The 14,938-nt window shown below is 41.8% G+C and carries 10 protein-coding genes and 1 tRNA gene; 6 read left to right on the top strand and 5 right to left on the bottom strand.

Annotated features, from left to right (window positions below):
* Positions 1 to 104: 104 nt before the first annotated feature.
* The gene (locus tag KUA46_RS12375) at positions 105 to 380 is read right to left on the bottom strand and encodes an HU family DNA-binding protein (protein ID WP_006848085.1); all 276 of its coding nucleotides are present in this window, start codon (positions 378 to 380) and stop codon (positions 105 to 107) included.
* Between the two features lie 228 nt (positions 381 to 608).
* Here KUA46_RS12375 and KUA46_RS12370 point away from each other — a divergent pair, with 228 nt between their 5' ends.
* The 3 genes from KUA46_RS12370 (at position 609) to secDF (ending at position 5,788) form a co-directional block, all read left to right on the top strand.
* Positions 609 to 1,547, top strand: a complete 939-nt coding sequence (locus KUA46_RS12370; RefSeq protein ID WP_218487211.1) for a rhomboid family intramembrane serine protease — start codon at positions 609 to 611, stop codon at positions 1,545 to 1,547.
* A gap of 6 nt (positions 1,548 to 1,553) precedes the next feature.
* Positions 1,554 to 2,651 (top strand): endonuclease/exonuclease/phosphatase family protein, encoded by a 1,098-nt coding sequence (locus tag KUA46_RS12365; protein WP_218487212.1) that lies wholly within the window; start codon positions 1,554 to 1,556, stop codon positions 2,649 to 2,651.
* A gap of 119 nt (positions 2,652 to 2,770) precedes the next feature.
* The gene (gene secDF / locus KUA46_RS12360) at positions 2,771 to 5,788 is read left to right on the top strand and encodes a protein translocase subunit SecDF (protein WP_153091427.1); all 3,018 of its coding nucleotides are present in this window, start codon (positions 2,771 to 2,773) and stop codon (positions 5,786 to 5,788) included.
* Between the two features lie 146 nt (positions 5,789 to 5,934).
* On the opposite strand, the gene KUA46_RS12355 is transcribed toward secDF, so the two are convergent.
* A tRNA-Arg gene (locus tag KUA46_RS12355) sits at positions 5,935 to 6,006 on the bottom strand.
* Between the two features lie 56 nt (positions 6,007 to 6,062).
* Here KUA46_RS12355 and KUA46_RS12350 point away from each other — a divergent pair.
* Entirely contained in the window at positions 6,063 to 7,070 is a 1,008-nt protein-coding gene (locus tag KUA46_RS12350) for an endonuclease/exonuclease/phosphatase family protein (protein ID WP_218487213.1), read from the top strand.
* Between the two features lie 75 nt (positions 7,071 to 7,145).
* On the opposite strand, the gene KUA46_RS12345 is transcribed toward KUA46_RS12350, so the two are convergent.
* The 3 genes from KUA46_RS12345 to KUA46_RS12335 all read right to left on the bottom strand — a co-directional run bounded on the left by KUA46_RS12345 (position 7,146) and on the right by KUA46_RS12335 (position 9,944).
* A complete protein-coding gene (locus KUA46_RS12345) occupies positions 7,146 to 8,003 on the bottom strand; it encodes an enoyl-ACP reductase FabI (RefSeq protein WP_022121533.1) in 858 nt (285 codons plus the stop codon).
* A 658-nt stretch (positions 8,004 to 8,661) separates the two neighbouring features.
* Positions 8,662 to 9,486, bottom strand: coding sequence for an IS3 family transposase (locus KUA46_RS12340; protein ID WP_256625117.1), 825 nt, complete (start codon positions 9,484 to 9,486; stop codon positions 8,662 to 8,664).
* A 50-nt stretch (positions 9,487 to 9,536) separates the two neighbouring features.
* The gene (locus KUA46_RS12335; protein ID WP_218487984.1) at positions 9,537 to 9,944 is read right to left on the bottom strand and encodes a hypothetical protein; all 408 of its coding nucleotides are present in this window, start codon (positions 9,942 to 9,944) and stop codon (positions 9,537 to 9,539) included.
* 388 nt (positions 9,945 to 10,332) lie between these two features.
* Here KUA46_RS12335 and KUA46_RS12330 point away from each other — a divergent pair, with 388 nt between their 5' ends.
* Positions 10,333 to 13,341: a SusC/RagA family TonB-linked outer membrane protein gene (locus tag KUA46_RS12330; protein WP_218487810.1), complete on the top strand. Its 3,009-nt coding sequence runs from the start codon at positions 10,333 to 10,335 to the stop codon at positions 13,339 to 13,341.
* 23 nt (positions 13,342 to 13,364) lie between these two features.
* Positions 13,365 to 14,834: a RagB/SusD family nutrient uptake outer membrane protein gene (locus KUA46_RS12325; protein ID WP_218487811.1), complete on the top strand. Its 1,470-nt coding sequence runs from the start codon at positions 13,365 to 13,367 to the stop codon at positions 14,832 to 14,834.
* The last annotated feature ends 104 nt before the right edge of the window (positions 14,835 to 14,938 follow it).

Here is a 14,938-nt window from a genome sequence, read left to right as displayed (position 1 = left end):
ATCAAATATGAAGATTTAAATTTGAATAAACTTGAATAGAATAAAAAAATATAGGGCAGCCATAAAGGACTGCCCTATATTCGTAATTAAAATAATCTTTACAATTATTTGTTGATTGCATCTGCAAGCTCAGCACCAGCCTTGAACTTAGCAACCTTTTTAGCTGCAATCTGGATCTTCTCCTTAGTAGCTGGATTGATACCCTCACGAGCAGGACGCTCGTTAATGCTGAATGTACCGAAACCTACCAACTGGATCTTGTCACCTGCAATGAGGGCTTCCTTCAATGCGTTTGTTGTAGCTTCAAGAGCGGCCTTAGCCTGTGCCTTTGTAATCTCAGCACCTGCTGCAATCTTGTCAATCAATTCTGTCTTGTTCATAATTTTTCGTTATTAAATGAATAATATTGTTGTTTCTTAGTTGAATTCGTTTACAAATATAGCTTTTTCTTGTGAAAGTTCAAATAAAAAAAGCAGAAAAGTGATGAAATTATTGAAATTTAAGTGTAATAAGTCTATTTTTTGGTGTTTTCACGGATATTTTTCGTAATTTTGTCGCCAAAATACAAATATTATTCAGATTATTAAACTGTTTATAGAAATAAAGTTATGCGCAATATTCCAATTGTAACAAAGAATTTGCTGATAGTGAATGTAGTAGCATTCCTGGCATGCATGCTGATGGACAAGAGTATGGGTGGCGGTTCTGGCCTGACAGATATGTTTGGGCTTCATTTCTTCCTGGCATCCGATTTCCATATTTATCAGTTAGTTACCTACATGTTTATGCATGGTGGTTTCCAGCATATTCTCTTTAATATGTTTGCCTTATGGATGTTTGGCTGTGTGGTTGAAAGAGTTTGGGGACCAAAGAAATTCCTTTTTTATTACATAGCGTGTGGAGTGGGAGCAGGTTTGTTCCAGGAAGCTGCACAGTATATTACTTATGTGGCAAAGGATATGGCAGCTTATGATTATGTCAGTGTTAATGGAGCCAGAATAACAATGGAGCAATATCTGAACCTATGGACTACCGTGGGTGCTTCAGGAGCTATTTATGCCATATTGCTTGCCTTTGGTATGATTTATCCAAACGAGCGTCTCTTCATTTTCCCGTTGCCAGTTCCTATTAAAGCTAAATTCTTCGTGATAGGCTATGCTGTCATAGAATTGGTTTCAACATTCTCTCTCTCTGATGACGGTGTGGCTCATATTGCCCATTTGGGAGGTATGGTCTTTGGATTCTTCCTGATCCGTTATTGGCGTAAGCAGATTGGTAATGGTTACTGTCAGTCTAATTCTGCTGATGCTTTTGATAAGTTGAAAGGTATGTTCGGCGGAAAGCGTCGGGCAGGTAGAACGCATTTTACTTATACCAAGAATGAATCTTATAATCCGACTTATGAACAGGATGCTGAATGTAAGACCAATGAAAAGGTCGTATCTCAGGAAGAGATAGATAGGATCTTGGATAAGATAAGGAAAAGCGGTTATGATAGCTTGACTCAGAGTGAAAAGCAGATGCTCTTTGATCAGAGTAATAAGTAGGAAACTATGTTTAAAGGATTTAAGGAATTTACATATAAGATGGTAGCTGGTGCTAATGTGGCAACTATCATCATCATGTTGCTGGTGGGCTTTTCTGACTTCTTTCAGCCGGAAAAGTTCGCCGCATTGGCTAATCTTGGCTTACTTTTCCCGGTTTTTCTTATAGTTAACTTAGGCTTTTTGCTTTTCTGGTTGCTCTTCCGGTCTAAGTATGCCATTATTCCATTCTTAGGCTTCTTGATCTGTTTTGTTCCTGTCCGCAAGTATATGCCAATCAACTTTTCTGGCGAAACTCCAAAAGGTTGTATCAAAGTTCTATCATATAATACCTGGAATTTTGGTGCACAGACAGAGGATGCCGAAGGAACTAATATCTGTATTGCTTATCTGCAGGAGCAGGATGCAGACATAGTTTGTCTGCAGGAAGCATGTCCTACAGCCCGGAATATTGAACAGATAGATAGCATGCTCAAGCCCATGTATGCTTATCAGGATACAACGATGCACGTGAATGGCGGAAATTGTCTTATGTTGCTCAGTAAATACCCTATTCTTTCGAAAGAGCGAATTCCTTATGAATCGAAAGGAAATATGAGTGTAGCGTATCGTCTGAAAGTGAAAGATAGAGAGGTCCTTCTCATCAATAATCATTTGGAAACTACCGGCTTAAGTTTAGAGGACAGACGCCAGTTCAAGAATCTTGTTATCGGGAAATTGCAGGTTGATACTGCAGAAGAAACGTCCAAACTGCTCGTTGTAAAACTTGCCGAGGCAACAAAGAAACGGGCTCCGGAGGCTGAGGCTGTAGCAAAATACATTCAGCAGCATAAAGAACAGAGTATTATTTTGTGCGGTGACTTTAATGATGGTCCTATCTCTTATGCTCATCGAACGATAGCTAAAGATTTGACGGATTGCTACATTGCAAGTGGTAACGGACCGGGTATCAGCTATCATCATGGAGGCTTTTTTGTTCGCATTGACAATATCATGTGTTCAGACGATTGGGAGCCTTATGAATGTAAAGTTGATGATAAAATCGCCGTTTCAGACCACTATCCTATCATTTGTAAGCTAAAAATGCGCCCTAAAAAGCAAAAATAGAGCAAATTATTCTTATATAAGAAAAAAAATGCTTATTTTTGCACAACTTTATGGAGGTTTTTGAAAGAATCCCTAAAAGCAATTGAAAAGAAACAAATAATTAATAACAATAAATAGAAATGCAAAACAAAGGAATTGTAATTTGTGTAGCCGTCTTACTGACACTCGCAAGTATCTTCTATTTGTCATTCTCGTTTGCCACACGTTACTATGACAGCGAGGCTGCAAAGATTAAAGATCCTATTGCTCAGCAGGATTATAAGGATTCTGTTAAGTACTTAGGTGTTTATTCTTACCAGAACTGCTTGGAGACTCAGATTGGTCTTGGACTTGACCTTAAGGGCGGTATGAATGTAATTCTTGAGATTTCTGTACCTGATGTACTTGAAAACCTTGCCGATCATAAGACCGACGCTGGTTTTACCAATGCCATGAAGGAAGCTAGAGCTCAGGAAGAAGCTAACGGTGGTGACTTCGTGTCACTTTTCATTAACGCTTATCATAAGAGCGCACCAGGTCATAAACTCGCAGAAGTGTTCGCTACCCAGCAGTTGCAGGGCAAGGTTTCTCCTCAGAGCAGCGACGCAGAGGTAGAGAAGGCTATCCGCGCTTCTGTACAGGATGCTATTGACAACTCTTTCAATGTTGTCCGCACCCGTATCGATAAGTTTGGTGTTGTACAGCCTAACATCCAGAAGTTGGAAGGTCAGCAGGGCCGTATCATGGTAGAAATGCCAGGTATCAGCCAGCCAGAGCGTATGCGTAAGATGCTCCAGGGTAGTGCAAACCTTGAGTTCTGGGAGACATACAACTCAGAGGAAATCGCTCCTTATCTCCAGCAGCTTGATACTCGTATCGCAAATGGTGATAACGGTGAGGAGAAGACAGACTCTGTTGCTGCTGATTCAACTGCTGCAAAGAAAGAAGTTGCTAAGGCTGAGCCTAAGAAGGCTGAGGCTAAGTTCTCTATCAAGAAGAAGGACGATGCTGCAAGCAAGGTAGGCGAGGAGGCTCAGAATGCTGCTGCTATCAAGGCTCACCCATTGTTGGCTCGTTTGCAGCTCGGTGGTGGTTTGAGCACTGTTGGTTATGCTAGCGTTCGCGATACTGCTGCTATCAACAAGATTATCTACTCTGCTGTGGCTAAGCGCGTTTTGCCATCAGACTTGCGTCTGCTTTGGAGTGCTAAGCCAGCTGATAACCTGAAGGTTAAGAATATCTTTGAGCTTCACGCCTTGAAGGTGACTACCACTACAGGTCGTGCTCCTTTGGAGGGTGATGTAATTACCGATGCTAAGGACGAGTTCGACCAGATGGGTTCACCTGTTGTTAGCATGAAGATGAATACTGAGGGCGCACGTAAGTGGGCTCAGATGACCAAGGCTAACGTAGGTAAGGCTATTGCTATCGTTTTGGATGGCGTAGTTTACTCTGCTCCTCGTGTAAACGGCGAGATTGATGGTGGTAGCTCTCAGATTTCCGGTAACTTCACTATCGAGGATACCAAGGACTTGGCTAACACATTGAAGTCTGGTCGTATGCCAGCTCCTGCACGTATCGTTCAGGAGGAGGTTGTAGGTCCTACACTCGGTGCACAGTCTATCCAGATGGGTATTGTATCATTCGTTGTAGCTTTCGTACTCCTGATGGTTTACATGGTGATGATGTACAATGTCATTCCTGGTATGATGGCTAACCTGGCATTGCTCGTCAATGTATTCTTCACACTCGGTATTCTGACGTCCTTCCAGGCGGCTCTGACGTTACCAGGTCTTGCCGGTATGGTCTTGTCTCTGGGTACTGCCGTGGATGCCAACGTGCTTATCTATGAGCGTATCAAGGAGGAGCTCCGCTCTGGTAAGGGTATGAAGCAGGCTGTAGCTGCCGGTTATGGCAACGCTTTCTCTGCTATCTTCGACTCTAACTTGACATCTTTGATTACTGGTGTTATCCTGTTGACTACCGGTACAGGTCCTATCCGTGGTTTCGCTACTACATGGATCATCGGTATCGTAGTTTCATTCTTCACTGCTGTGTTCCTGACTCGTCTGGTTTACGACTATAAGTTGAACCACGATAAGTGGATGCACTGCAAGTTTGATACTCCTGTTTCTCACAACCTGATGCAGGGTAAGAAGTATAAGTTCATGTCTATGTACAAGACTACCTTCACCGTAGCAATCGTTGCTGCAGTTGTATTCATTGGTAGCTTCTTTGTTCGTGGCTTGAGTAAGAGTATCGACTTCACTGGTGGTCGTAACTATGTAGTACAGTTCGAGAATCCTGTAGAGCCTGAGCAGATCCGTACCGTTCTTGGCGGTGCTTTCGTCAATGCAGATGGTACTAAGGCTACTACAAGTGCTATCGCTATCGGTACAGACGGTAAGACTATCCGTGTATCTACCAACTATATGATTGAGAGCAACAGTCCAACTGTTGACGATGAGGCTGAGACCATCCTTTACAATGCCTTGAAGAAGGCTAACCTGGTTTCTCAGAAGAGTGTTGAGGCATTCAAGAACCCAGACGTTCGTCAGGGTGGTTCTATCATCAGTAGTACAAAGGTAGGTCCTTCTGTGGCTAAGGATATCACTATGGGTGCTATCTATAGTGTGCTCTTCGCATTGATTGCTATCTTCCTCTACATCCTGATACGTTTCCGCAACGTGGCCTTCTCTGTAGGTTCTACTGTAGCTTTGGCATTTGATGCCTTGACAGTAATCGGTTTCTACTCACTCCTGTGGGGGCTCGTTCCATTCTCATTGGAGATTGACCAGACCTTCATCGGTGCTATCCTGACCGTGGTAGGTTACTCTATCAACGATAAGGTGGTTGTATTCGACCGTATCCGTGAGAACTTGAAGTTGCATCCTAAGGGCGACCGTCAGCAGCTCTTCAATGCATCTATCAATGAGACATTGGCTCGTACCATCAATACATCTACATCAACATTGCTCGTGTTGCTCTGTATCTTCATCCTCGGTGGTGACAGCATCCGCAGCTTCTCATTCGCAATGATCCTGGGTGTTGTATTCGGTACATTGTCATCTATCTTCATTGCATCTCCAATGGCTTACATCGTTCTTGGTCGTAAGATTAAGGAAGAGCCAGCTGAGGAGGTTGCTGAAGTTAAGTAATCAGAAACTCTTCATTCTTTCTCTGTCCGATGTATGTCGGATAGAGAAAGATACTGGAAAGAATATAAAAATAATAAAGGTCGCTTCCTGATTGTCAGGAGCGACCTTTATTGTTTTATCATCTCTGGAATGATAAGGAAAGTACGTGGTCCCACCGAGAATCGAACTCGGATCAAAGGTTTAGGAAACCTCCGTTCTATCCGTTAAACTATAGGACCATTGTAAACCGACTGCAAAGATACATCAAATCGTTGACAATACAAAATAAAATGTTATGTTTTTCACTCTCATCTTATCAAGTTTCCTCACTTTTGTGGAGTTGAACTGCGAAAACCTCTTCGATACGAGGCATGATTCGCTGAAGAATGACTATGAATTCCTGCCACAGAGCAGTTACAAGTGGACGCCTTATCGCTATTGGCGCAAGCTGGCAAATCTTTCCAAGACTATAGTAGCTTTGGGTTATGAAGATTTGTCGCTTGTTGGTATCGCCTCTCCAGATAATCCTTCAAGACCCTCGGAGAAGTCCTGGCATGTTCCCGATTTTGTGGCGCTTTGCGAAGTGGAGAACGATAGTGTGCTGTTTGATTTAACCCGGCGTTCAGCTCTTCGCGGTGTGAATTATGATTATGTGATGACCGATTCGCCTGATGAACGAGGCATAGATGTGGCTTTGCTTTATCAGCCATCTTCTTTTGCGCTTATACAGTTCCGGTCTATCCGCATCAAGCCGCTGCCTGATACTCGTCCTACGAGAGATATTCTCTACGCTTCGGGGCGGATTATGAATGATGATACGCTCCATGTCTTTGTATTGCATGCGCCTAGCCGTCGTGGCGGCGAACAGTTTTCGCGTCCCTACCGCCTGCAGGTAGCTAGCCAGCTGGTTTCTGCTGTAGATTCTATCTATGCGCTCAATGATAGTGCAAGGATTATCGTAGCCGGCGATTTCAACGATTATTCCGATTCTCCGGCCCTTCGTTATCTTTATCAGCATCACCTTATTAATATATCTGTTGGCGTCAAAGGCTCTCATGGTGCCAAGGCTACTTATCGCTGGCATGGAGATTGGCGGAGTCTTGACCAGATTCTCTTCAGTCCTTCGCTTTCCCGGCTTAAGATGAGTTGTCAGATAGGAGATTTGCCATTCCTCTTAGAAGATGATGAGAAATATGGCGGAAAGAAACCTTTCCGCACCTATCTCGGTCCACGATATTTGGGTGGATACAGCGATCATCTTCCGCTTGTTGCCAAGTTTAAGATAGAGGGTGGATATGAATAAAAAAACAGGTATGCTCAGATTTTTACCGAACATACCTGTTTGTATATTAGTGAGATTTTTTTCTCTTCTGCCTGATTATCCGTAGATAACCTTACCGTTCTCATCCTCATAAGGAGTTATATCCTTAGCATACTGGTTCATGGCACGGAGGCTCATACCCATTGATGAGAAACCACCATCGTGGAAGAGGTTCTGCATGGTCACCTTGCGGGTGAAGTCAGAGAACATCATCACGCAGTAGTTAGCGCAATCCTCAGCTACGGCGTTTCCGAGTGGAGACATCTTGTCGGCGAAGTCCATCATGTTCTCGATATCCTTGATACCCTTACCTGCTGTTGTAGCTGTAGGGCTCTGAGAGATGGTGTTGATACGCACGTGCTTCTCACGACCATAGATGTAACCGAAGCTGCGGGCGATACTTTCGAGCATGCTCTTGGCATCAGCCATATCGTTGTAACCGAAGAATGTACGCTGAGAAGCTACGTATGTGAGAGCTACTACAGAACCCCACTCGTTGATAGCATCCAACTTCTTGGCTACCTGCAACATCTTGTGGAAAGAGATAGCAGAGATATCCAATGTCTTGTTCAGGAAGTTGTAGTCGAGGTCATCGTATGTACGATGCTTGCGAACGTTAGGGCTCATAGCTACAGAGTGGAGCACGAAGTCGATTTTGCCACCGAGTTTCTCCTGAGCCTCAGTGAATACCTTTTCCAAGTCTTCTACGCTAGTCGCATCAGCTGCGATGATAGGAGCGTTGATCTGTTCAGCGAGCTTATCCAGCGTACCCATACGCAAAGCCATAGCTGTATTACTAAGTGCGATAGTAGCACCCTCTTCAGCAGCCTTTACAGCTACTTTCCAAGCGATTGATTCCTCATTGAGTGCACCGAAGATGATGCCACGCTTGCCTTTTAACAAATTGTGAGTCATTGTTATCTTAATACTTTTGTTTATACTAACGACAATCCCCTACATATATCATTCTCTATATATATAATAAGGTGTAAAACCACTTTGTTTTGTTCTAGTCGTTGAAATCGTGCGCAAAATTACGAAAAATGTGCAATATACCCAAATTTTTTAACTAAAAAGTGCCGTAAACGTTTTCTTTTTTGTGGTATGTCAAGTATTCCGCTCCCTGCAGTCAGTATGATATTCTATTTATTCTTTGCAGATAATAAGTCTGAAACAGATATATCTTATGCTTATAGATAACGTATCTGTTGGTCTGAGGAATTAGATTTGTAGGGTTGCTGACATATGCCAACAAGATTCCTGACATATGTCAACAATGTTCCTGACATATGCCAAACGAGTTATTGACATATGTCAGCAACCTTGCTGGCATATGCCGGTGTCTTTAACTGAAAGTAGTGTACACCTTTCTTGTTCTACTTACTGGTTTACTATACACTAATTTTACTTTCTTACTAAAATACTATACACAATAAGAAAAGCCTTACTGAAATGGTTTACACGTCAATAATCTTTACATATGTGTTCTGACAACACCTCCTTTGCTGCAAAGTTAATATTTTTTATTGGTTCTACCAAAACAAAACTATGAAAAACACCACGGTGGTTTGCCTCACGGCTGGAGGCGTGAAGCCTCCAAAGAGTGTTTTTCCCTCATGGCTTTCGGTGTGAGCAACCCATTGCTATAGTGAAGTCGCTCTTCGTTATAGAATCGAACAATCCCTTCCATGATGCTTTTTAGGGCAGCCAAGTTCTTGGGACGTTTCATCCTATAAAGCCACTCTTGCTTGATGATACCGTTCACTCGTTCTGCAACGGCATTATCTGTTGGCTTGTAATCCTCTGTCATACTTATGCTTGCACCGATTTCCTTTAGGCGATTTACATATGCGTTGCAGCAGTATTGGGATCCCCTGTCAGAATGGTGTATCAGATACAGTAGGCTCTCTGCGTCTGCTTGTCGTATGGCCTGCTCTAAAGCTTCTTGCGTGTTGATGGCAAGTAAGGTGTCGGAAACAACCCAGCCTATGATCTCATGTGTGAAAGAATCTGTTATCAGATGAAGGTAGCAAACACCCTCATCTGTGTCCACATAGGTAATGTCTGCAACCCAAAGTTGGTTAGGTCTTGTAGGAGCAAACCCTTTAACCAAGTTCTTGTATTTTCGATAGTTATGGTTCGAATTCGTCGTGTGTCGGCGGCGCATCGGTGGAAGCATAAGTTGATGCGTACGCATCAACTTATAGAACTTGTCACGACCTACCATCTTGTCGGCAAATGTGCTCTTTAGCATCAAGAACAACTTGTAGGCACCGGTGCCAGGAGCTTGTTCGCGAATCTCTTTGATCACAGCCACCATCGTGGTCTCTTGTATGTCACGTTCCAGTCTCTTCTGCTTGCTAACAGAGTAATAACCTCCTCGCGTCTTGCCAAACAGTCCACTCAGGCAACCCAGAGATTGTTCCGGGTGTCTGAGTTGGAGGTTGTCTACTGCTTGGCGCCAGCTTTTTTTAGCAAGTCGATGCCATACTCTTCCTTACCAATCTTCAGAAGCTCTTGAAGGGCCTCATTACGAAGCTCTGAATACTGTAGAGCTTTGCGAAGGTTGCTCACTTCCTCTTGCAGCTTCTCCTCAGGAGTCTTTACCTGTGCTGCCTGTCTTAATTCATGTTTCTTGCGCATATCCATTACCTTTTGCATTGTTTCCTGCGACAAAGATAATGATTTTTCCGTTAAAACATATTGTCGAAGCCAATAAAGTACCGTCGTATGGGTTTTTATACCATATTTTTTTGCGACACCAAATGTTGACAAGCCATTCTCACACATGTCTGACAAGACTTTTAGTTTAAAGTCCAAGCTGTAAGTGTTTGGTACATTCTTTTTACTTTCCATTTTACTTTTTTAAGTTAAAATGGTGTACACTTTTTCTGTAGTAAGACACCGGCAACCATACGGAACCAGTTGTTAGAACCGATGAATCGTAGAACTGTGACTATTTAATCTATTTGTTCTACGTATTTAAGCAATACGTCTTACCCGGCAGATGCCTGTATAGATAACTTAAGAACCTTCTTATTTCTGTTCTTACAAATTATAGCCTTATTGCTGTAAAAATATCCTTTTTGTTGCAATATGACAAGGTAGAAGTGTTAAAAACAGACTTTTTTATGTGCGTTATTAAATTTTTCTTTCAAAATATTTGCAAATATCCGAAAAAAAATCTAATTTTGCAGCCGATTATTATAAATTTATAAATTATTATCTAATAAAGAGAGAGATTATGTTTAAAAGAATCGCTTTATTTGTGGGGGGGGCAATTCTCAGTTGTGGAGTAGCCTTTGCCCAAACATCCGTTACCGGTAAGGTAGTAGCTTCAGAGGATGGTGAGCCTGTTATTGGCGCATCAATCAAGATTGTTGGTACTAATACTGGTGCTGTTACCGATGTAGACGGTAACTTTTCTATCGTTCTTCCTCAGGGTAAGAATACTGTGAAGGTTTCTTACATGGGAATGGAAGACAAAACAGTTACAATTAAGGGTAATAAGGTTCAGATAGAACTACGTGCAGACCAAAAGACCCTTGATGAGGTGGTTGTAACTGGTTATGGTGTCCAAAAGAAAGCCTCTTTTACTGGTGCAGCTTCTTTGCTGAATGGCTCACAGATTGAAAAGAAGAGTGATGCCAACTTTGTGAAGGCACTTGAGGGTAATGTGTCTGGTATTCAGATGAACAACTCTACAGGTCAGCCTGGTACATGGGGTTCTATCTATGTACGTGGACGTTCTTCTATCAGTTCAGGTACTCAGCCATTGTATGTAATCGATGGTATGCCAATGAACTCTGATACGGAAGGTGCATACTCTGGCGAGGGTAACTACCTGGATCCAATGGCATCTGTGAATCCTGAGGATATTGAGACTGTTACTGTATTGAAGGATGCTGCCGCAACTGCTATTTATGGTGCTCGTGCAGCTAATGGTGTGATTGTCATTACCACCAAGAAGGGTACTGAGGGCAAGTTGAATATCAATGTTGATATTAAGCAAGGCTTCACTTCTATGGCAAATAACAACATGGATTATGCCAATGCTGAGGAGACTATGAATCTCTATGCGCAAGGTCGTGTAGCTGCAGGTCAGTTCGATAATATTGATGATGCAAAAGCTGCTTTGTCTGAGAATTACGAATGGGATGGCAAGAGATCTACCAATTGGATAGATGAGGTTACTCGCCATGGTTATTATCAAGACTACAACATCAGTGCTCAGGGAAAGACAGGTAAGACTGGTTTCTATATCAGTGCTGGTTATCTCGATACAAAGGGTTTGGTAATTGCTTCTGACTTTAAGAGATATTCTGGTCGTGTCAATGTGGAGAGCAAGTTCGGTCGCTTTGCTGTAGGTGCTAATGCTAATTATGCCTTCTCTATTAAGAATGGTTCAAGTCAGTCAACTGCAGGTGCAATGAGTAATACTATGACCGCTGCGATTTCTATGATGCAACCATTCTATCCAACTCATGATGAGGAAGGCAAGTACTATGGTTATACTTATGGCTTATATAATCCTCTTGCTCTTGCAGATAAGTTGGGTAATGTATACGAAAGTCGCAATGAGACATTGAACTTGAATCCATACGTGCAAGTTGATATTTGGAATGGTATTTATTTCCGTACAAACTTAGGTGTAAATATCATGAACTATCGTGAGTATCAATATATGTCTGCTATTTACGATCCACAGGGAATGGGAGATTACAATGGTTATGGTGATCAGTTCAATTCGCGTTCTACTACCATCACTTGGAACAATGTCTTGGGATGGAATAAAACGTTTAACGATATGCATAATGTATCTGTGATGTTGGGTCAGGAGATGCAGAAGAAGTCTTACTATTCAGATCATTATACAGGTTATGATTTCCCATTCGCTTCTTTGGGAATGAACAAACTTTCTACAGCAGGTAAGTGGGAAGATCCTGAATATGAGCAGAGAGAGGCAAGATTGGCGTCTTATTTTGCTGATGCACATTACTCATATCTTGATAAGTACTATGCATCTGCATCTTTCCGCCGAGATGGTTCTTCTGTGTTTGGAACGGATAATCTTTGGGGTAATTTCTGGTCTGTTGGCGCCAAGTGGCGTCTTTCTTCTGAAAAATTCTTGAAGGATAATCCTATTATTACCAATGCTACTCTTCGTGCATCTTATGGTACTGTAGGTAACCAAGACATTGATTGGTATGCTGCACGTGGTTATTATATGGCAGGTCACAACTATGATGGTGTGGTAGGTATTGCTCCAGAGTCAATCTCTAATACAAAGTTGACTTGGGAAACTTCTAAGAAATTTGATGTAGGCTTTGACCTTTCTTTCATTAATCGCATCCATTTGTCTTTGGATTACTATAATGAGACTACATCTGATGCCTTGATGAAAATGCCTTTGTCTATGACAACTGGTTTGTCTAGCACTTATAAGAACATTGGTAAGATTCGTAACCAAGGTATCGAAGTAGATTTGAAGGCTACTATCATGCATAGAAAGGACTTGGATTGGAATGCTTATGCTAATATGACTTGGAACCAAAACCGTGTGGTTAAGTTGTCTAGTGGTGAACCTATCGTCAATACATTGACAATCAATGAAGAGGGTTATCCATACAATGAGTTCTATATGAGAGAATATGCAGGTGTGGATAAAACCAATGGTAAGCCTCTATGGTATAAGAATGAAACTGGTGATGAGACAACAAGCAATTATAGGGAGGCTGCAAAGCGTCATTTGGGTTCTGCTGATCCAAAGGTATTCGGTGGATTTGGAACATCTATCAATTGGAAAGGACTTGATGCAAGTTTAAGCTTCAATTATCGTTTGGGTGCTAAGGTCTATGATTATGGCGCAGCCTTTACAGGTTGGGGTATGAGTGAGATGACACCGCTCAAAGATATGGCTCTTAACTCATGGACAGAGGATAATCCTAATGCAAAATATCCTCGTTATGTTTACAATGATCCAGATAATTCAACAGCGACTTCTTCTCGTTTCCTCATGAACGGAAGCTACTTGCGCTTGAGTAATGTTACATTGGGCTATACTTTGCCATCTTCTTTGACAAAGAAGGCTTTCATGCAAAAGGTACGTATTTACATTTCAGCAGATAACTTATACACCTTTACTGCAAGTGACTTTACTGGATATACACCTGATACATATGATAATGGCGTTATCGCATGGCAGTATCCTGGTGTGACTACATTTGTTGGTGGTATTCAGATTACTTTCTAAAAAGATTCAAATTAAGGAATAATATGAAGAAACATATATTAGGTTTACTGTTTTTGTCAGTAGCAGGAACTTGTTTGACAAGTTGTGGAGATGACTTTTTTGACACCAAGAACTATTCTGGTGTTGATGTAGATAATGGCTTGACAGATGCATCTTCTGTAAGTCATGCCGTAAATGGTGAGTACGATTGGTTTTATCACTATTATTTTGCAGGAGACTATGCAACGATGATTGGTGATATTCCTACAGACTTGTCATATTGGAATGGTTCTACAAAGCATATGGATGCCATCTATTCTTATACGATGACAGATGAGGAAAGCTATTTGCATTATATTTGGAATTATGGTTACAAAGTAATTGATAATTCAGCGAGAGCAATTAATGCAGGTAAGAAATTGTATGAGACTTCCACAGAGGAAGATAAGAAGACTTTGGATGTCGCTTTGGCTGAGGCTTACGCTCTTCGTGCTTATGCTAAACTTGCTTTAGTCAATATCTATGGTCATCAAATCAAGGTAAATGGTCAGGATTTTTCTGATCAACCAGGTATTGTAATTTCAGAGGAGCCAATAAAGGCTTTCGAGCAGGTATCTCGCTCTACGGTAGGTGAAACATACACGTCTATTGTCGCCGATTTGAAAGATGCTATTGAGCATTTTGGCAAAGCTGGTGCAGATAGAGGCAAGAAAGTTTACTTTACCAAGGCTGCAGCAGAAGGATTGTTGGCTCGTGTTTATCTCTATATGGAGAATTGGTCTGACGCTGCGTCTTATGCTCAGCAAGCTCTTGATGATGCAGGTGTGTCTGCTATAGCAACAACGGCAGATGAATACAAGGCAATGTATTCTTCTACAGGTGTCAATACGGAGAGCTTGTTCTATTTGTCTATTGATGACAAGCATAACTGGTCAGCAGAATCTTGCGGTACATTGTGGTCAACTTACAGCTTTAGTCCAAGTCCTAAACTTCAGAAGATGTATGGTGCAAATGATTGCAGAACTTCAATCTTCATTTGGGATGCTTCATCTACACCAACCAAGCCTGTCTTTAAGGGTGGTAAGTTCCCTACCGTAACAACGACAAACTATTTGATCAATGCGCCAGAAATGTATCTCATTAAGGCAGAGGCTAAGCTTCATGGAACTTCTGCCGCAGATTTTGATGAGGCTAGAAATTCTTTGTTAGTTGTGGCAAAGCGTAATGCGGATATTACTTCTGCCGAGCAGTTGGGTACAACAAAGGATGAGGTTCTTGCTTTCTTGAAGGATGAGCGTGCTCGCGAATTATTCCAGGAGGGACTTCGTTTGTATGATTTGCGCCGTTGGGACGAAAAGGCATCTGTATATGCTTATGGTGCCCCAGAGGTGAAGTTCACTTTTAACAATTATAAGATTTCAGACTTTGTATATCCAATTCCTGTTGACGAAATCAATTCAGGTTTTGGTGTTGCTCAGAATGATTGGAGTAAAACATTGCCAAAGGCAAATTAATTTTGATAATATTTTTAATCAACGATATAGGAATGCCATGAGTGGCATTTTCTATAAATCTCTCGGGAGAGGCTGGCTGTGAAGCTCGCCTCTCTTTTTTTGTC

The sequence above is a fragment of the Segatella copri genome (assembly GCF_019249765.2).
Taxonomy (GTDB): domain Bacteria; phylum Bacteroidota; class Bacteroidia; order Bacteroidales; family Bacteroidaceae; genus Prevotella; species Prevotella copri_K.
The sequence above is the reverse complement of the archived record's forward strand: the minus strand, read 5'-3'. Positions and strand labels throughout refer to the sequence as shown.